At 61.7% G+C, this 18,132-nt stretch carries 13 protein-coding genes; 3 read left to right on the forward strand and 10 right to left on the reverse strand.

Annotated features, from left to right (window positions below):
• Positions 1-3: 3 nt before the first annotated feature.
• From CIT26_RS06575 to tagH, 5 genes are all read right to left on the reverse strand, one after another.
• Positions 4-2,586: a serine/threonine-protein kinase gene (locus CIT26_RS06575; RefSeq protein ID WP_095491811.1), complete on the reverse strand. Its 2,583-nt coding sequence runs from the start codon at positions 2,584-2,586 to the stop codon at positions 4-6.
• Positions 2,587-2,591: 5 nt separating this feature from the next.
• The gene (locus CIT26_RS06580; RefSeq protein ID WP_095491812.1) at positions 2,592-3,359 is read right to left on the reverse strand and encodes a PP2C family protein-serine/threonine phosphatase; all 768 of its coding nucleotides are present in this window, start codon (positions 3,357-3,359) and stop codon (positions 2,592-2,594) included.
• Between the two features lie 159 nt (positions 3,360-3,518).
• On the reverse strand, positions 3,519-7,082 hold the full coding sequence (gene tssM / locus CIT26_RS06585; RefSeq protein ID WP_095491813.1) for a type VI secretion system membrane subunit TssM: 3,564 nt from the start codon (positions 7,080-7,082) through the stop codon (positions 3,519-3,521).
• Positions 7,083-7,104: 22 nt separating this feature from the next.
• Positions 7,105-8,619 (reverse strand): type VI secretion system protein TssL, long form, encoded by a 1,515-nt coding sequence (gene tssL / locus CIT26_RS06590; RefSeq protein WP_095491814.1) that lies wholly within the window; start codon positions 8,617-8,619, stop codon positions 7,105-7,107.
• 410 nt (positions 8,620-9,029) lie between these two features.
• Positions 9,030-10,082, reverse strand: a complete 1,053-nt coding sequence (gene tagH / locus CIT26_RS06595) for a type VI secretion system-associated FHA domain protein TagH (protein ID WP_095491815.1) — start codon at positions 10,080-10,082, stop codon at positions 9,030-9,032.
• A gap of 200 nt (positions 10,083-10,282) precedes the next feature.
• Here tagH and CIT26_RS06600 point away from each other — a divergent pair, with 200 nt between their 5' ends.
• Genes CIT26_RS06600 through CIT26_RS06610 form a run of 3 tightly spaced genes read left to right on the forward strand, consistent with a single transcriptional unit; the run spans position 10,283 to position 14,217 of the window.
• Complete coding sequence (locus CIT26_RS06600) at positions 10,283-12,610, forward strand: type VI secretion system Vgr family protein (RefSeq protein ID WP_095491816.1); 2,328 nt, start codon at positions 10,283-10,285, stop codon at positions 12,608-12,610.
• A 10-nt stretch (positions 12,611-12,620) separates the two neighbouring features.
• Positions 12,621-13,043, forward strand: a complete 423-nt coding sequence (locus CIT26_RS06605; RefSeq protein WP_425350323.1) for a DUF6484 domain-containing protein — start codon at positions 12,621-12,623, stop codon at positions 13,041-13,043.
• A gap of 10 nt (positions 13,044-13,053) precedes the next feature.
• The gene (locus CIT26_RS06610) at positions 13,054-14,217 is read left to right on the forward strand and encodes a hypothetical protein (RefSeq protein WP_095491817.1); all 1,164 of its coding nucleotides are present in this window, start codon (positions 13,054-13,056) and stop codon (positions 14,215-14,217) included.
• 3 nt (positions 14,218-14,220) lie between these two features.
• Here CIT26_RS06610 and CIT26_RS06615 read toward each other — a convergent pair whose 3' ends face one another.
• From CIT26_RS06615 to CIT26_RS06635, 5 genes are read right to left on the reverse strand one after another with little or no spacing between them, the layout of a single operon-like run.
• On the reverse strand, positions 14,221-15,264 hold the full coding sequence (locus tag CIT26_RS06615) for a hypothetical protein (protein WP_143747795.1): 1,044 nt from the start codon (positions 15,262-15,264) through the stop codon (positions 14,221-14,223).
• Positions 15,261-16,349 (reverse strand): DUF2169 family type VI secretion system accessory protein, encoded by a 1,089-nt coding sequence (locus CIT26_RS06620; protein ID WP_095491819.1) that lies wholly within the window; start codon positions 16,347-16,349, stop codon positions 15,261-15,263. Before CIT26_RS06620 ends, CIT26_RS06615 begins: the two co-directional genes overlap by 4 nt.
• Positions 16,350-16,352: 3 nt before the next feature.
• Positions 16,353-16,841, reverse strand: coding sequence for a hypothetical protein (locus CIT26_RS06625; protein ID WP_095491820.1), 489 nt, complete (start codon positions 16,839-16,841; stop codon positions 16,353-16,355).
• A 1-nt stretch (position 16,842) separates the two neighbouring features.
• On the reverse strand, positions 16,843-17,262 hold the full coding sequence (locus CIT26_RS06630; protein WP_128167958.1) for a hypothetical protein: 420 nt from the start codon (positions 17,260-17,262) through the stop codon (positions 16,843-16,845).
• Positions 17,263-17,273: 11 nt separating this feature from the next.
• A complete protein-coding gene (locus tag CIT26_RS06635; RefSeq protein WP_095491822.1) occupies positions 17,274-18,131 on the reverse strand; it encodes a DUF4150 domain-containing protein in 858 nt (285 codons plus the stop codon).
• Between the last annotated feature and the right edge of the window lies 1 nt (position 18,132).

The raw sequence follows: 18,132 nt of genomic DNA on the forward strand, positions 1-18,132 counted from the left end.
ATGCTATCCGCCGAGCCGGAAGTACTTTGCAGTCGCGGAGAACTCAGATCGGGTGGTCTCGATCTCTTCGAGAATTCTGGGCAACAGCAGCGCGGCTGGTGTCGGCGAGGAGAACGCCGCAGCCTGAATATCCTGAGGACCCGTGATGACCATTATGATCTGCGGTACGATCTTGCCGGCCGCCTTGTCGGCTGCGCCGAGATCGATCGGAAAGTTGAAGGTGGCCTTGTCGGCTTGCGCCAAGATACGACCGTCGAGGTTGAATGCCATACCCCTGTGGTCGATCAGCAGCACGCTGGAAATGAGGCCGCCACGCGTCACCAGCGTGCCGCCGATCGGCGAGCCGCTCGGCACCGTCGTTCGATCGAGAACAAGTTGAGGCTTGTCAGCTGCCGTCTGGTCCACAAAACGCAGAAAGTTTGTGACTTCGCATTGAGCCGGTTCAATGAGGCGGACGCTGATGTCCGGTTCGACATGGAATCTTGCCTGGAAATCGGACAACATTCGTTCGAAGGGCTGAACCTCTGTGCCCAATCCTTCGATTGCGACGGCCGTCTCGGTTGCCGACGTCAACGTCGCATAGAAACAGTCGCCGCCGTTGAACTCGCGCACCCAGGAGACCCGTTGCGCGGCCTTGTCGAGGGCATTTTTCCGCGGCAGCTCTAGTTCCGGTTTCGGCACGTTCAAGGCGATGGCGGGCCCGTCCGGCTGTTTGCCTGCCGCCGGTTCGTCCTGTTGCCCCTTTGCGCTCGCGTCGTCCGCCTGGCCTGCCGCGGGGTCAGGCACCTGGGTGGTGGCCTGCTGGCTGGCCGGCTGCTCGGGCTTCTCCATCACGTCGGGCTGGACCGCTGGGGGCGGTGAGACTTTGTCGGCCGGCGCCACCGGCGCGACCTGGACGCGCGGCGGAACGCCTTGCTGGCTGTCGCTGGTCACGCTATCCGGCTGAATTGCCGGCGGTGGTTGTGCCTCGGCTGCCGCCGGCTCCGGGGTTTCTTCGGATGCCGCCGGCTCCGACGCTTCCTCGGTTGGTGAGAGGACTTCGGCGGGCCGTGCCGGCTCCAACTTTTGCGCCTCGGCATCTGCCTGATTTTCAGCTGGCGACAGCGGCTCGGCTGGCGCCGGCTCCGAAGTTTCCTCGGATGCCGCCGGCTCCGAGGTTTCCTCGGATGCCGCCGGTTCCGGGGTTTCCTCGGTTGGTGAGAGGACTTCGGCGGGCCGTGTCGGCTCCAACTTTTGATCCGCCGCGGCACCTGCCTGATTTTCAGCTGGCGGCGCAGTGGCTTCTGTTTGTGACTGCTCAGGTGGAACTGCCTTTGCCGGCTCATCGCCCGGCGAATTTGCAGCACTGTCCGTCGGGGCCGGTTGTGATGCTTTTGGAGACAAAAACGATGTATCGCCGGCGGTCGGCGTGGAAGGCGTCATCAAGCCGCTCAGATAGATGCCTGCACCGGACGCGACAGCTAATGACGCCAAGGCAGCGATCGCGATCGATCGGGTCTTGGCGGACTTTGCAGGGACCTTTGGCAAAACTGCCCGAGGACCGGCAACTGGCGAAGGCCGTGGTTCGGACAGAAGCGCCGGCCGGACATGTGGAACGAAGCGCTGTTCACCGGGAGCCGCCGGAGGCTGACTTGGGAGCTTGGGGCCAGGCGCGGCGGTCCCCCCCGCTCGCAGCAAACCCGTCCGGTCGCGCGGTGTGATCGACGTTGGCGGCGTTGTCTCCTCGTCCGTATCGTCACGTGTCACCCTGGCGATGTCCGCCATGCTGATCGGCCGGTCTTGTGGATCCGGCTGCAGCATGGCTTCGACAATTCCACGAAAATCGCCGTCGATGTCTGACAGGTCCGGAACGGTTCGGCGTTTTTCCACGATCTCGAACTGGGAGCCGCCCATGTCGATCGGTTTTCCGCGCAGAGCAGCGGCCAGCACCAACCCCAGGCTGTAGATGTCGGATTGCTCGCTGACGTCGCCGCTGTACAGCCCGAGTTGTTCGGGAGAAACGTAGTTGTACTTTCCCGCGAACTTTCCGCCGATCAGGGTCTCTCCGCCGACGGTCGCCGACCGAGCGATGCCAAAATCGATGATCTTTGCGCGTTCGACCCGGCCTCCTGGCAGGATGATGTTATCCGGGGAGAGGTCGCGGTGTATTGCTCCCGCCTGGTGCACGGCGCTCAGGCCGGAAGCCAGGCGATGGCAGAGCTTGCGCACGTCTTCCGTCGGCATCGGGCCACGTCGCATGATATCGAACAGCGACTGGCCGTCGACGAATTCCATGGCAAGATAGGGGCGACCGATGCCGGGGTCGATCGTGAAGACGTGATATCGCACGACCGCGTCGTGCGACAGGTGATTGAGGATCGACGCTTCCTTGCGGAACAGCGACAGGATCGTCTGATCGCGGGCGAACTCGGGCAAGACGATCTTGATCGCGACGTGGTCGCCGGTCTGGATGTTGTGGCCCCGGTAGACTTCGCCCATGCCACCGAATGCGATCCGCTCGTCTAGTTCATAGATGCCGCTGAGTTGCGTGCCTACGGCTGTGTTGGCCACGTTAGGCGATATTCGCGTTTTGTCGTCGGCGCTCATCAGCCTCAACCTTCCGCTCGGGAAGGATCAGGACGGGCCCCATTGCGCCCATCTCCAATCTTCACGAGCACGATCGTGACATTGTCTGTTCCCCCGCGCGCCAGCACCGTTTGTAGCAGGTTTTCGCATGCCGCCTGAGGCGTCGCCGACACCGCCGCCGCTTCGATCTCGGCGTCTGTGACATGCGCTGTCAGCCCGTCGGTGCTCAACACAAATATGTCGCCCGGCATGATCTCGCCTTGCTGGAAGTCAATGACGATCTCGTCGCTGACGCCGACCGCATGCGTGATAACGTTGCGGCGCGGCCAGGTTAGCGCTTCGGCTGCGCTGATCACGCCCTTGTCGAGAAGTTCCTGAACTTCGGTATGGTCCTTCGAAATCTGGGAGATCGAGGCGTTGCGGATCAGATAGACGCGACTGTCGCCCGCCCACAGGCAGGCAAACCGCCCATCCATCGCCAGCAGGGCGGCGACAGTGGAGCCAATGGTTACTCCGCGGGATTCCGATATCCTGCGGATTTCGGCGTTGGCCCGGCTCAGCCGGTCCTCGAAGCGCGCGCGAAGATCCGGTGCAGAGCTTGCAATGCCGATCGTTGCCAGATGATCGACAATACTGGCCGAAGCGACTTCCCCGGCATCATGTCCACCCATTCCGTCGGCCACCACCCACAAGCCAGTTTCCGGCTCGACCAGATAGCTGTCTTCATTGAGCTCGCGGACACAGCCTCTGTGGCTAACGCCGAAGCTTTCAAAGGGATGGGCGACATTGTTCACTTTGCCACCAAGCGCTTCTCAAGCGTCCTCTGCGGCGCACCGTCAGGCGCTCGCTCGCGCCAGTTTGCCACAGGCTCGAATATTAAAGTATCGAAATCAACGTCCGCGCATCTGTTGCCGATGGACAGCCTCACCGTACTGGAACATGCAAAGGTCATCTCAAAACGCCTTTGGACAGCTGAACCCGGAAAGCGCGGGAAGGAAGAGAGGGTTGGGGTCCGAACTGGTCTGGACCGTATAGGCGACATCGCGTCCGCCGATCACGAAGCGGGCTTCCGTGTTGCCGCCGGTGCTGGTGATATCAGCCTTGTCCAGCAGGCGCTTCAGTGCCCACGGACCGTCGAACTTGATCGCGGACTCACGGCCCGGCATTTCCGGAATGAGGCTCAGGCTCGCGGACGCGGAAGCCATGCCGCTCGGCCAGGTCACCGTGCTTGGCGCGTTGCCCGCCTGGTTGCTTTGGACAATCTGGCCATCGACGTCGAGTTCCGCCGTATCGGCATCGCCATGCAGTGAAAACGGCGTAAAGGTGACACTGACCGACGGCACCGAACCACCTGAAGGAAAGAAGGCGTTGCGGATTTCCGCGGCCAGCTGGAAGTTTTTCAAAGTCGACTTCGACAGGTCGCGCCCGAAACGCGCATCCTGTTTCCAGTTCCAGTCCTGGCCGGTCATGTCGATCAGCGATGCGAGATTCTGTGCGAAGAACCGGTCCATCATTCCGCCTGGAGCGAACAGTTTCGCGAAATCCGCCATCGCAATATCCTCCGAGCCATCGCTGGCGAAAGGATAACGGCCCTCGACCATCTCCTCGCAGGCGCGCGTGACCGTCTGGTCGAGCATCTGGTTCAAATTCGTTAGCGAGGTTTCTGCGACGTTGCCGTCAAGCTCGTCGGCGGTCGCGGTGACCATTCGGGCGAGTTGCTTGGGCAGGCGCGAGACATTGGCGCGAAGGGTGGATATCTGCAGCTGCAGATTCATGTTGACGCGTTCCGTTTGCGAAGGGACATCGGCCGCCAGTTGCAGGCTTTGATAGATGTCGCGGAAATTCTGGGTCAATGCATCGATTGGGCGGCGTCCGGCGGGACCGTTCACCAAAGCCTGGAATGATCTGAATTGCGCTTCGACGTTCGCCCCAGGATTCTGGTTTTGCGCATTAGCGGACCCTGTACCGGCCCGGCTTTGCGATTTGCCGCTGGCGACTTGAAGGCCGATGCGGGCCAATCCCCTGGCGACATCTGCAGCGTTCTGCGGCTGGTTTTGAAGCATGTCGGCTTCGACCTCGGAGCCGGAATCTTTGCCGGAACCAGCTTCTCGCGTCAGAGCTGTTTCGCCGGCGATCGCCGTAAAAAGCTGGTCGATTGGCGAGGTTGGTGACGCGGCAGCGGACAGCGCGATATAATGCGGCTTGTCCTTCAGCATCGCCTTGAACTTCAGCTTGTCGAGTACGCCGTTCCACGCCGCGGCGAACTCCCTCCCATAGCGATCGACAAGTTCGGGACCGAGTTTAAGCAGTTCCTGGTCGATGCCACCTTGCTCGCCGCCGCCGCCGAGAACCCACTGGTCATCGACAAGCATCTGCGCAATGCGCGAGAGGTGTCCGAGATAGAAGTTGTTGAAGCCGCTATAGGTATAGATACCGGGAACGCGAAGGCCTGACAGATCGCCACCATCGACACGCTCGAACAACAGCTGCGCTTCCGGGCCGCCTTTCACGGAGACGGAAAAATCATCCAGCGCTGCCGCGTATACCGCCGACTTGACCAAGGCGGAGGCACGATCGGCAAGGCTCATGCGTCCGAGCGAGCGTTGAGCGGCTTCGATAAGTGGCTGGTTGAGTTCGAAAACCGGATCGTAGGCGTCGTCCAACGCAAGCATGGCCCGCAGATGCTTTTCGAGTTGCGCCCGTCCCTCGCGGTTGTTTTCGCCCGGATACCGGTTCTGCTCCCAATCCTGCCTCATCCAGGAAACGATCAACTCGTCGTCGACCTTCGGCGCCTTGCCGCCAAGCATCAGGTAGATCTTCAGCGGTTCGTAAAGCGCGGCGGGATCAGCCATCCTGGCCTGGATCGTCCGTTCGGCCTGAAGCAGCAGGCGCGAACGGAACATGCGCTCCAGCGCTTGCCGGTAAGCTGTTTTTGATGCCGAAAGAAGTCTTTCCCGCTGACTGAGGCCGAACGTCGCCTCGATCGGGGTCGGCAAGTCACTGGTATCGAACCCGGCCGGCAGCTCGCGCAACTGGTCGAGCGGGCCAATGACGTTTTCGAGGTCTACGTCGGCGACCGTCAGGGTCTTGAGCAGCGGGTCCGCCGTCTCGCGATACCGGCTTACAGCTTGCGCTGTAGAGGTGATCAGCGACCTGTTGGCGGTAAAGCTCAGGGCCAAGGTGCCCAGAGCCGCGGCAGCGATCAACGCTATTGCGCCAAGACCGCCATATCTGGCAATCGCTGCACGTCTTTCAGCCGATTTGTCGTATGAAACCCAGCCGGATTCCGCGAAAATGACGCCGGTCAGAAGATCGTGCAAGAAGAAGCTTTTGCCAGTGCCGGAAAGATGGGCGCGAGAAGCGCTGCCGAAACTGCGACCGATTGCGCCCAGCACCTGGTCGATCGGCGTTCCCTCCTGCGTGCCTGACGAAAAATAGAGTCCACGCAGGCTGACGTTCACCTGGCTGCGGGCCGGATCGAATATGCTGGCGACGAAACCGGCAATACGGCCCTTCAGCGCGCCAAACTGGGCTGGAAAGCCAAAGATGGCTATACGTGCGACCGGATCGGTCTCTTCCTGCAGGCGGTCGGCCATCTCCTGCGCCAGGCGTTTTGCCAATGCGTCGAATTCGGCCGGTGCCTCGCCGACCATGTTCTTGTTGCGATCGGCAGTCTGGAATGTCGCGCCCCATACTTTGCGGCGGCGCTGCTCGTCGAAACCGCCAAAATAATCCATGAAACCGGCGACAAGGTCGGCCTTGGTGAAGAGCAGGTACACCGGGAACTGGATTTTCAGTGTTTCGTGGATTTCGCGCAGGCGGCTGCGTATTTCAACGACATGGACGTCAAGCTGCCGATCATCGAGGCTCATGAGATCGGCAAGGCTGATGGCCAGAATAACCCCGTTTATCGGTTGCCTGGTGCGGTATCTCTTTAGCAGCGACAAGAAGGCGAGCCAGCTCTTCTTGTCGCTCTGCGCGTTGGAATCCTGCGTCGTGTAGCGTCCGGCGGTGTCGATCAGCAACGCCTGGTCGGTGAACCACCAGTCGCAGGATCGTGTCCCGCCAACGCCGGCCACCGGCTGGGCCTCCCCCGAACCGGCAAGCGGAAAATTCAGACCCGAATTGACCAACGCCGTTGTCTTGCCGGCACCAGGCGGGCCGATGACGACGTACCAGGGGACCTCGTAGAGGAAATTGCGCTTGCCGCTCGACCGCTTGAGCGCAGCGATGGCCTCACTCATGCGAGCCTCGAGCACCTGCGAGTCGTCATCTTTGTCGCCATTGTGGGCGACTATCGTCTCGAGCGCTTTTTGTGCCTTTCGCTTTTGCCAGAGGCGCAATCCATAGAACAGCGTCACGATGGCAACGATCACGCCGATGATCGTCACGCGGAGCCAGACGGGTGCCAGCGGGCGGGTATCGGCAAAGCGGATCAATGGTCCGGCAAACCAGACGGCTGCCGCGAAACCGGCCAACGCGATCGCGCTGAATATCCGCAGCAGCCAACGCGTCATAGGCGCTTCCAAATGGCCGTGCTCATAGCGTTTCCTCCTTGGGGATCATCAAGTCGACACGGCGATTCTGGGCGCGGCCTTCCGGCGTCGCATTGTCGGCGATCGGTTCGTCTTCGCCCTTGCCGTCGACCGTGATCCGGGAAGGCTTGCTGAACCGCGGCGCCATCATCGCTTCGACAGCCTTCGCCCGGGCGATGGAAAGGTCGAAGTTGGATTTGAACGCGCTCGATTTTCGCGGCTTCACATTGTCCGTATGGCCGACGATCATGATCGGTCCGGGCTCCGGTTCCAGCGCGGCGGCGATGTCTGCGGCGATCGGTCCAAACTCCGGCTTTATCTCGGCCCTTCCGGACGGGAACAGCAGGATATTGTTGATCTCCACGACGATGAACTTGCCCTGCGTGCCGACGGTCAGTCCGCCGCGCGCGATATTCTCGGCCAGTGCGGCATGGATGCGATCGATCTGAGAGGGGGTAGTGGCGACAGGCGGAGCGACTTTCACCGGCGCAGCCGACGGCACCACGCTGGCGCGTTCTATGGCGATCGGCGTCGATGGATCGAGCGCCAGCAACCTGCCGGCAAGGGCCTCGCCCTCGTTGGTGATGAAGACCCGCAATGCGAAGAATGCCGCCGTCAGCAGTGCCGACGCTGCGGCCGCAATCACCCAGAGCGGCAACCGGGTCGACGACTGTGCGCTTGAAACCGCCAGGCTTTGCCAGTGGGGCGAGATGTCTTCGTCGGCGCGCGCCCTGAAGTAGCGAAGCGTCTCGTAGACGTCGCGTCGAACGCGTTCGAGATTGTTGTCCTCGCGCGTAAGGCCTCGATACTGGCCTTCGAACCCCAGCGACAGGCAGGCATGCATCAATTCAAGCAAGTCGTAGTGTGCCTCCGGCGCGGCCAGTACCTTGTTCAGCGCTTCGTAGAAGCCCGAGCCGGTGGGCACGACGTGGAAGAACTGTGACAGCATGCTGTGCTGCGCCCAGGCGTCTTTCTTGGGCCAAGGCAGGTTGCCGACAAGGTCGTCAGCGGTTTCGCAGAGAGCAAATTTTGCGATCCGTGCATCTTCTTCGGGAACACCGGCTTTCTCCGTTGTCCGGTCGAATTTTTCGATCGCCTCGGCAACATGTTCCGCCAGTTGTTCCGCCTGTCTTTCGACAGGCATAAGCCTGAGCTGGCCAAACAGCATCAGCAAAGGAGCGGCCGCAGCGAGGATCTGATTTGCTGCGGAATATCTGACGCTGTCCGTGGCATTCAGCAGGATTTCCTGCTCAATGCCCGGCGTCGCCGCAAAGGAGCCGGTTGCCGCCGCTGCGCCGGGGTCTGCACCCTGATAAATCACGGTTCCCGATGCCCAGCCCGGCGGTGCATGCCGACCGACACCCGGATCGAAAATCGTTGAATCCTTAACCCGCGAGGGACCGGGGTGCCCGCTGTCGGGAACGGGCCGCTGAGGAGCGGGCGCTGATTTTTCAGCGCGGCGCGGTGCGCGAATGACGGTCTTGCCCGCTGGGCCGAAAGGATCGTCCTTCGAGCTCATCGCCAAACGTCCGTCCACACCTGGTTGCTGCGTGTGCGCCACAGGCGAGCAAAACGGTCCCTGGTCAGGCGCAGGAAATGCAGGCGCTGCTGGCGAGGGCAGTGTCTGGAGGAAGGTCGGCTATAAAATTCTATCCCGCCGTAACATGACATGTGCCGCAGACCCCCAGGTCAATCAGCCTTACCCGCTGGCGAACTGTCGTAAGTGATCGTAAGCTTAGAAACGGTCGATTGGAACCAGATGCAGCGCTGCGAAAGGATTTTTCTTCGCCAACTACAGCGCCGCATCTTTGGGCTCGCAAAGGATGCTCTAATACTTTCCACGTGGCGCGTGATCCGTACCGCGGCCGAAGGTCAGCGCAGCAAACCAATCCGATTTCCGGGGCATGGGCCAGGTTCAATCTCCCCGGCTTATTTTTGCTTGTCGGCTTTGGCATAGGCTTCGCTGAAATAGGCGAGGAATATGTCCAGCATTCCGTTTTCGTGTGCTTCCTCCATGGTCCGCCATTTGGCGACAAAGGCGTCCCAAGCCAGGCTCTTCTTCGATGTGAATGACGTGGGTGGGAGTTTTTTGCCGATCGCCTCAGGCGACAGATCGTCAAGCAGCCGCGAGAGCGCAGCTTGCATGGCTGCATAGGTGGCAAATTCGTGCGTCTTGAGATCGCGGAATGCGTCTTCGACACTGTGCCTGGCATCAAGGTAGCCGGCTCTACGCCGTGCGAACATGATTTCGAGGATGTCATCGGTTCCCGGGACGAACTTCAAGGGATTGTTATCGGCAGCGCTGATCATCGTCCGATGTGTGCTCTTGGCCAGTATTTTCGCAGCCGCACGTGCCTTCAGCAGCAAGGCCAGTTCCTCGACAACCGTTCGAAGCACCGCGCCGATTTCAGCAGCAACTTCATGCGGATCACGCGATTGAAGCAATTCCGGCGAGATGCCGGCTGCGATCGCGATTTCCCGCAGCACCTCGTCTCTCGTCGAAGGGAGAGGCGCGGGCGACGTCGACACGGGTGCTCTCTGCCCGAGCCGTTGCTCCACCGGCTCGAAGGAAGGCTGGTTTCCGAAGTCTACGGGCCGGCCTGTCGTGATCGGCATTTGTCGCTGCGTCGAACCGTGGGTGCTTCGAGGATGACCTGCCGTGGCGCGCTCGTCATCAATCGAAACGGAGACGACATAACGGCCGATCAGCAACCGGTCGCCTTGACCGAGCCGGTGAGGGCCGGCCATGCGCTGGGTCGATCCGTTGATGAAGGTCCCGTTGCGCGAGATATCGTACAGCCAGAACGCGCCTGCCTCGTAACGAACTTCACAGTGTCGGGCGGAGATGAACTTGTCGGGGTCGGGCAAGGTCCAGTCACAGGCCTCGCGGCCGATTTCGAAGCTGCGATCACGAGCGGAGTAACCGGTCGACATACCGGCGGGCAGCGAGACGACATTGTTGATCTGCAGCCTGATGAACATTCAAAATCGCCGTCGATCCTGTCGGGAAACTCACCCAGGACACCCCATTATACCAGCAATTTGTGAGCGCGGCGGCACAGAAGCGTTCAAGTCGAGAATCTGAACGTGAACACGCTGCAGTCACCAAACGGTCCTCTTTGGTCGCCGGAAGACATGTGCTAGGCTTAAGCAGAAACGAGCGGCGGGAGGGGGCACGACCCATGCCGAACGAACGTGCTACGGTTGTGCAGACGCCGGTTGGCGCTGATCTGTTGACCTTCACGCATCTTGTCGGGCGCGATGAGATCAGCCGTTGTTTGGCCTATACGGTCGGGTTCGTAAGCAGCAGCCCCGACATCGATCCGCTGAAGATGCTGGGCGGTGCTGTTTCGATCGAAGGTGAATCCGATCCGAAACGCTGGTTCAGCGGCCTTGTCTCCGAGTTTCGGCTGACCCGGATCGAGGACCGTCTGGCATACTACGAAGCCGTCATCAGGCCATGGCTTTGGTTTCTCGGCAATACGACCGATTGCCGTATTTTCCAGAACATGAGCGTCATCGAAATCGTCGAGGAGGTTTTCTCGAAATACAGCACGGCAAAATTCGAGAAGCGCTTGCAAGGGTCTTATCCGCCGCGTGAGTACTGCGTCCAGTATGACGAGACCGATCTCGATTTCGTCCAGCGGCTGCTCGAGCACGAAGGCATCCTGTATTTCTTCGAGCATGACGAGGGCAAGCACACGCTTGTGCTGGCCGATGCCATGAACAAGCTCAAGCCGGCGCCGGGCTATGAAAAGGTGCCCTATCACTTTGAAGGGCAGGGTTCCCGGCGCGATGTCGAATACATCACGGAATGGATTCCAGGCAGCTCAGTGCGGCCGGGCGCCTATGTCCATACCGACTATGATTTCAAGAAGCCGGGCGCCGATCTGATGGCCAAATCCGCCCAGCCGTTCAGTCACAAGCTGGCCGCGGGCGAGAATTACCGCCAGCCCGGTGCGCATCTCGACGTCGGTCGCGGCGACAGCCTGGCCGCGATCCGGCGCGAGGAAATCCAGGCCGTGCACCAGCGCATTGCTGCAGTCGGCACCGTGCGCGGCCTGTATTCCGGCTGCACGTTCAAACTGGACGGCTTCCCAAGGGAAGACCAGAACCAGGAATATCTGGTGGTCAGCGCCGAATACCGGCTGTTCGATCCGGGCTACAGAGCGCTTGCCGACGTCGAAAGCGAGAACTTCAAGGTGATCCTCGGCGTGGCGCCGACCGCCTTGGCCTATCGCCCGCCGCGGGTCACGACCCGGCCGATCATGCGCGGTCCACAGACGGCGACGGTGGTCGGTCCGTCCGGCGAGGAAATATTCACCGACAAATATGCACGGGTGAAGGTCCAGTTCCACTGGGACCGTCTCGGCAAGAAGGACCAGAACAGTTCTTGTTTCGTGCGGGTTTCGCAGACCTGGGCCGGCAGCGGCTGGGGCTTCATCCAGATACCGCGCATCGGCCAGGAGGTCATCGTCGACTTCATCGAAGGCGACCCGGATCTGCCGATCATCACCGGCCGCGTCTACAACGCCTCGCAGATGCCGCCCTACGGACTGCCGGGCAGCGCCACGCAATCCGGCTGGAAATCCGACTCATCGAAAGGCGGCGGCGGTTACAACGAGCTGATGTTCGAGGACAAGGCCGGCTCCGAACTGGTCAATTTCCAGGCGCAGAAGGATCACAACCTTCTGATCAAGAACGACCGCACCAAGCTGGTGCAGCACGACCAGTCCGACCGCATCGACCACGACGCCAAGCACTCAGTCGGCCACAACCTCGACGAGGACGTCGGCAATAACAAGACGGTGAAGGTCGGCGTAGACCAGACCACGGATATCGGAAACAACGACACCGAGACGGTGGGGGTCAATCGCTCGCTAACGGTGGGATCGAACGAGACGATCAATATTGGCTCTAACTCCACCGAAACGATCGGCATCGCGCATACGCAGACGGTGGGCGCGGTGCAGACGATCACCGTCGGCGCGGCGCGCATTGACTCGGTTGGCGCAGCCGAGACGCGCAGTGTCGGTGCCGTCCAGACGAACACCATCGGCGCGTCGCGGTCGGTGACGGTTGGCGCGGGGCAGAGCCACAATATCGGTGCGGAGGACAGTTGGAATATCGGTGCGGCGCAAACCGTTACTGTCGGAGCGGATCAGAGTTTCACTGTCGGCGGGGCGCAGTCGTCCACGATAGGCAAGGCACGGACGGCCAATATCGGTGCCGACGATGCCACCGAAATCGGCGGGGGGCATGCTCTCAAGGTCGGCAAGGGCAGCGGCATCGACATTACCGAAGACAGTTCGATCAAGGTCGGCAAGAATCTGGTCATCGAAGCCGGCGACTCCATCACGCTCAAATGCGGCGATGCGTCGATCACGATGAAAAAGGACGGCACCATTGTCGCCGACGGGAAGGACATTACGCTTAAGGGCAGCGGCAAGATTACCGTCAAGGCCGACGGCGACGTGGTCGTCAAGGGAAGCACGATCAACAACAATTGAGGGCTTCATCATGAAAGTGCTGGATCGCATTGAGGGCGTCGTAATCGGCCTGCTCATTGGCTTTGAGGGCGGAGCGCCACTGGTGGTCTTCGTCGGCAATCCGCGCGAGACGGCGATTGCAGCGCGCAGCCTGACTGAACTGGACGTTGCCGCGATCGGTTCGGAACTGGCTCTCCTGTTCGAGGATGGTGATCCCACGCGTCCATTGGTCGTCGGACGCATCGTCGATCCTGCCAGCAAGGACAAGAAACTGCCGATTATCCGCGAAGGCGACCGTGTCGTCATCACCGGCGAAGAGCGCATAGAACTGCGCTGCGGACTGGCGTCGATCATTCTGGAGAAGGATGGCCGGGTGACCATTCGCGGCACCCAATTGACCAGCCAGGCGAGCGGGACCAATCGTATTCGCGGCGGAGCCGTGCATCTCAACTAAGGGATTGCCGATGCACCGCGTCGCGACGATCGCTGCCATTGTGCATCAGCACGCCGAAGATGCGGCTTTCCTCTGGTTTCGCCGCCGCCGGGAGATCGACGGTCCAATTCTCGACGAGACCGACATCGGCCGCATCGACCAGCGTCTCGAAGCCAATCTCGAAGGGCTCATGGCCGCCGGCAAAGCCGGCTGGGAAGCTGCCCAGGCCAGGTTCACGGACTATGCCGAGCCAAGCGAGCTTTTTGTGCTTGGCGTGCTGGCCTTGCGTTGGGGCGATAGCGGCGCGATAGCGGCGGCGATCGATGGCGCGGCGGTCCTTGGCGATGCCGGCTTGTCGAGCCTTTCCGCCGCGATTGCCTGCACGCCGCGCGAAAGCCTGCGGCCGCTGGTGGCGAAATGGCTGGACACGCGGGACGTGGTGCAGTGCTGCCTTGGGCTGTCGGCGCTCTGGCACCATCGTGTCGATCCGGGGCCGCGCCTTCCTGCCCTGGCGAACCATTCCGATGCCAGGATACGCAGCCGCGCCGTGAGGCTGGCCGGCGCGATCAAGCGCCGCGACCTCCTTCCATCCGTGCTTGCCGCACTAGACGGCGAGACGCCCAAGGAACGTTTGACCGCAGCGCTGGCCGCTTGCCTGCTCGGCGAGACGCGGTCCCCTCAACCCTTGATCGACAAGATCGTAGCGTCGCAGCCGGAATTGGCGCAGGCGGCGATTGAGATCCGCCTGCTGACGATGCCGACGAAGGCCGGCAAGGGCTGGCTGCAGAAGCATCTCGATCAGCCCGCGCTTCGCAGCGTGGCGACAGCGTCGGTGGGCCTGTTCGGCGATCGCGCCGTAATGCCTTGGCTGATCGAGAAAATGCGCGAGCCGGACCTTGTCGCTGCTGCCGGTGCGGCGCTCCGCGACCTGTTCGAAGTTGATTTCGGCGATACCAGCCTCTTTGTCGTCGACCCGGCTCTGCTCGGCGAGGATTTCGCCCATCTGGACGACACCTCGCTGCCGGTGGCCGACAGGGTCGAAACGTGGTGGGACGAGGGGCGGGGCGGGCGCAATCATCGGCCTTTCCGATCGATGCGCTTGTTGCGGCTCAACGCACTGCGCGCCGCACTGGCCGCTGCCGATACGCCGCTCGCCGACTGGCGTGTTACCCGCCGCTTCCCAGCCTGGATCTGAGTTTCAGCGCCGGGTCATGCGGGCTATCACCGCTGCGGCGCGCAGGCCGTTCTCCGATGCGAGTTCGCAGATGGCGGTCTTTCCGGGCGCGTAGTCCTGGAGAAAACTGTCGGCGGCCAGCATCAGCGCAAGGGCCCCGCCAGCCGCTCCTATGTCGCCGGTCGTCATCGCCGGATAGGCAGTGGGCAGGGTTTCCCGCCGGGTACGGTAGAAGCGCGGCCGTGCGATCAGTTGCTCCCAGCCGCTGTAGCGTTCGCCATTGCCGTTGCTGACGACGAAATCGATATCGGGTTCGGACGGCCCCGATCCGTTCACGGCGTCGCGCAGGGCGCCGAGCAGGGCGCGACCTTGGCTGTAGCGATCGGAAAGAACGCTGTCCTGCTCCTGGGCCAACCCGAAGCCATGGATAGCCGCATGGACATGCGCTTTGCCTTCCGGGTTGCGGGTCAGCCGGACGAAGGCCGCCGCTTCGCCAGGAACGAGACCTTGTGCGTTTTCTTCTCCCTTGAGGCGCCCGGCCTGCCCTAGTCGAGCCAGGTCCGTGTCGTTGACGAGGCTGTCGACACCGCCGAGCAGAACCTGCTCGGCACCTTGCTGGTCCATGATTTCCAAGGCGCGTTCAAGCAGGCCGATGGTTGCGGCGGCGCCGCCGTCGGTTGCCCGCGAAGCGGCATGAAAGCGCTGCCCGGTGGCCCTGATCACGGCAGCGAGGAACTCCGGCGGCGCAATATCATGATAGGCCGGGTGTTTGCGAAAACTTTCGGGCGGGGTGAGCAGGATAGCGGTCGCTTCCGAAGCGCTTGTGCCGGTGCCGAGAGCTTCGTTTGTGGCGCGTGCGGCCATGTTGACCAGCCATTCGCCGTCGGTCCGACGCAATCGATGATGGGTGGGAATGCGCGCCACGATCTGAAGAGCGCCAAAAGGTTCGGCCAGGGTCATTTCCTCGAATGCCGAAAGGCTTGCCCGGATTGCGGCGAGCGTCTGCCGGGCATTGAGCCCGGCAGCGGTAACCGCGCCGCCGCCCGCGACATACAGCGGCCGCTTCACGGCTGCCAAACCGGCTGGCCGCGCAACGTGCCGTCGCCGCCGAGCGGATTCAAGTAGGATTTGCGCTTGCGCAACGCGCTGAGCAGCACCGGCGAGACGTGACCGAAAACAATCTCACGCAGGGCAGGGGCGTTGCGTTTTGTGACAATGGACAGCCGGGCTTTCAGCGTTACGCGCCACAGGTCCGGCTCGATGATCACCGTATCGGCACGGAAGGCGTGTTCCTCGACGCGGTCGTCATAGACCAACCGCACCGGAGCTACGATGCGAGGCAGCCGGAAATCCCACCGGCCGGTCGGCGTGAGACCAACCAGCGAAACGTCCTCGCGGCCGCTGAACTGCGGCAAGTGCTGATCTGCCGGGGCACAAAGATTGTATCTCGGGTCGAAGTCCTTCGGCGGCAAAGGCCACTGCGTGTCGATCCATGCCTGATCGTAAGTGCCGGCGTAGCCGATGCGGGGCTGCCAGCCGCGGCCGAGCGCGCCAAACCCGGCGGGCTTGGGTCGATCGGAAGGACTGAGGAAAGGTTCTCCCGGGTAGGTGATGTTCGGGGCCTGCGTCTTTACGGCCGGATCGGCCGACCGCGCATGATGGAATCCGACGCCAACCAGATTGCGCGGGTCCATCTTCCCGTCCGACGTGGTTCCGCCATAGGCCCGCTCGTAAACGACCGGCATGGCTCTGAAAGGATGCGGGGCGCTGTAGCTGCCGGCATCGTACATGCGGTCGCCGGCGACATTCAGCACTTTGTGAACGCTGCCGATGCTCAGGCCGACCTGCATTTCGCGAACGGGGTTTCCCTTCGGTGCGTGAGCAGTGCCGTTGACGATCACTTCGGCAACGGGCTTGACCGGCACGATATCGGCCTCGTAGCGGTTCGAGGAAAAACCGGGATCGCCAAAAGGCACGTCGCCGAACGTCACTTGCAGCTGTTCCTCAGCGGGCTTCAGCTCGGCACTTTGATCGGGCGCTTCGAAGCTTGCGGAAAACACCGCAAGCAAGACTTCCTGGCCCTCCGCATTCGCTTGCACATGGGTCGCAGCGGCAAAGGGGGTGCGGTTCTCGAGCCACACGTCAAAGGCCATGATTCAGCACCATTCGCCCTTCTCATCAAGGCCGACCGGCCAATAGGGCATGCACGCGATCAGCTTGACGAGATCGGTTTCGCCCGCCTCGATCAGCCATTTCAGAAGCAATTTCTCGGGTGGAACCGCCCTATTGGCTTCGATCGATCTGTTGACGCGGTCGCATTCCAGCCAATAGCCGCGGACGGCCCAGACGACATGAGGGTTGGACGCGGGGCCGGCAAGGCGCTCATCGAAAGCCTTGGCGATGGCCTTCTTCCGGCTGAGGCCAAGGTCTTTCTGGGTCTCGATCGTATCTTCCCACCAGGCTTCGGCGATATCGTAAGCCAGCTTCAGATCGTTGACATAGTCGGCAAACACTTGCCGGTGTTCGGGCGCGGCCTGTTCCAAAGATATGTCGGCGAAAGGCACGGCCTGGCTGCGCACGTCACCGGGCTGCGCGAGCAGTCTCTCTATGCCGTCCTCGGTGCTGTAAAGGGTGATCAGAGCCATGTCACACAGGGTCCTCATCCGGGGTCAAACCGACCGGCACGTAGCAGATGCCGTCGACAAGCTCGTAAATGTCGGGCGCCAGATCCTCGATATCATAGATCAGCAGTTCGGCATGGTCGCCTATGTCGGTCCCCTCGTCGTCCTCCTCCTCGCCCCACATCTCCTCGGTGATGTCTTCGTCTTCGTCGTCCTCTTCCTCCTCGGCCAGGATCGCCTCGTCGTTCAGCGCCTCGATCTCGAAGTAGTATTTGCGGAAAACGGCAAGCGTGCGCGGATGCCCCGCAATGCCGGTTGGCCACCGCGTGAGCATGGTCTGCTCGCCTCTCAGGGCGCACATGCGTTTCCACCAGGCACGGAGCTCCGGTGCGATGGCGCGTAACTCTGCCACGTAGCGGGTCTGAACGTCGTCGAGTGCAGCCATTTCTGGTCCCTCTAGGTGAAGTGCGATGCGTTCATGCGCTTGGAATAGGCCCTGGCTTTCGAGCCTTGGCTTCGCTGGTGGCTGGTGCAGTGCGGCTTCACTGTTTGCGGCTTTGAGAAATGCTTTTTGAACTCCGCCGCCCCCATGTGGCAGCCGCCCATTCTCCAGGCAACCACCAGCGGTGGCTGGTGGTCATGGATCATGTAATGTCCCTTGGTTTTCTGCCTGTTGATCCTGGCCTCGAGCTTGTCGATCCTGGTCTGGAGCTTGGCGCCGTTCTTAAGCCGCTTGCGCATGTTCGCCAGGTCGCGCTGGCATTCCCAACAAGCCTTGCCGTTAACCTTCTTGGCCTGTTTCGACTTCCGGCTCGGGCGATGCTTGCGGCCGTTGTATTTGCGCGCGCATTTCCTGAAGCGGTCCCCCTTGGGGAGGCTCTTGAAGAAATTCACCAGCGCCGAACTGTCTATGCAGTTGGGCGGGTCGCTCATCTCGTTCTGACCCATCGGGTCGCCGTGACGGTCGACGCCCTTGCCCTCCACCTTCACGGTGAACGACCAAAGCTTGAACGCGCCCTTGCCCTTGATCTTGTGTGTTATGACTCCCGCGCCGAGGCCCTGGGTGGCCGGCTCGTTGCCGGTGCTGGTGGCGATTTCCGAAGAACTCTCCAGCGCGGTTGGATTGCCCTCGATCTTGACGCTCTTGCTGCCCTTGGTGAGATCGCTTGCCGACAGCATGTTGACATACGGAACCGGCACCGGGCCGGCGGGCGGGGGAGGAGGCGACAGGCATACGTCGCCCGGCGCGATGCCCTTGCCATTGCTGCCCTGGTGGAAGAAGCCCATGCCATCGGCATACACGGTGTTGCCCATC

The organism is Mesorhizobium temperatum (assembly GCF_002284575.1).
Classification (GTDB): Bacteria; Pseudomonadota; Alphaproteobacteria; order Rhizobiales; family Rhizobiaceae; genus Mesorhizobium; species Mesorhizobium temperatum.